The following is a 751-nucleotide window of genomic DNA, read 5'->3' on the forward strand; positions in this document are numbered from 1 at the left end:
CCGTTGGGTCAGGAGCGTGGAAACTCTTGAATCCAATATTCAAGAAGGGCACGCGTGCCTGAGCAGTACTTCCGCAATGCCTCTGTCACGCGACTTCTGGTTCGATCAAGCCTAGATCTGTAATCCACGAACTGTTGACGTCGGGGGGTGTTTCCTCGTTGAATCATGGCGATAGAGCCGATTCGGCTGTTTTTCTCACGAATCCCTGCCGACCCTCAAGTAGAAGCATTTTTCCGTCGTTGACGGTGGTGCCCCTGGTCGGAATCGAACCGACGTGTACGCGCTTATCTGGCGCGTGCTCTCACCGGGGTATAAGGCCGGCGCTCTGACCATCATGAGCAACAGGGGCGTGATCGATCGATGCGATCACGCCGGTATTCGAGGGTCGAGCTGGCTCAGGCGGTTCATGGGGCAAGCATACCGGGGATGGACGCTATGCCGCTATCCCCGGGCGCGGCGGTAGGAGTGGGCCCACGCCGGAGCAGAGACCCGGCCGGTCGCCACCAGCCAGGCCATCCGCAAGGCCTGCGCGTCCACCAACGCATGGTGGCGCCTGGCCCTATGTTCCGGATGGGCTGCGAACCAGTCCTCGACCAGCAACCCAGGAAGGCCTTCCTTCGACATGCATGTCATGACCGGGGCCGGCCGGGGCCCGCATGCAGCAACCTGATCATCGGGAAGCTCAAACCCATCCAGGGCATACCGCAGCAACTGAAGATCGTTCGGGAAATCTGCCATTACCGCCGGCGCG

Annotated in this window: 1 tRNA gene and 1 pseudogene; both read right to left on the bottom strand. The window is 61.0% G+C overall.

Features of this window, described 5'->3' with window-relative positions:
* Positions 1-246: 246 nt before the first annotated feature.
* A tRNA-Ile gene (locus tag KVS69_RS18505) sits at positions 247-349 on the bottom strand.
* 92 nt (positions 350-441) lie between these two features.
* Positions 442-751 (bottom strand): annotated as a pseudogene (locus tag KVS69_RS18510) (hypothetical protein); the annotation flags it as partial.

Source organism: Stenotrophomonas sp. GbtcB23, assembly GCF_019091045.1.
GTDB classification, from domain to species: Bacteria; Pseudomonadota; Gammaproteobacteria; order Xanthomonadales; family Xanthomonadaceae; genus Stenotrophomonas; species Stenotrophomonas rhizophila_A.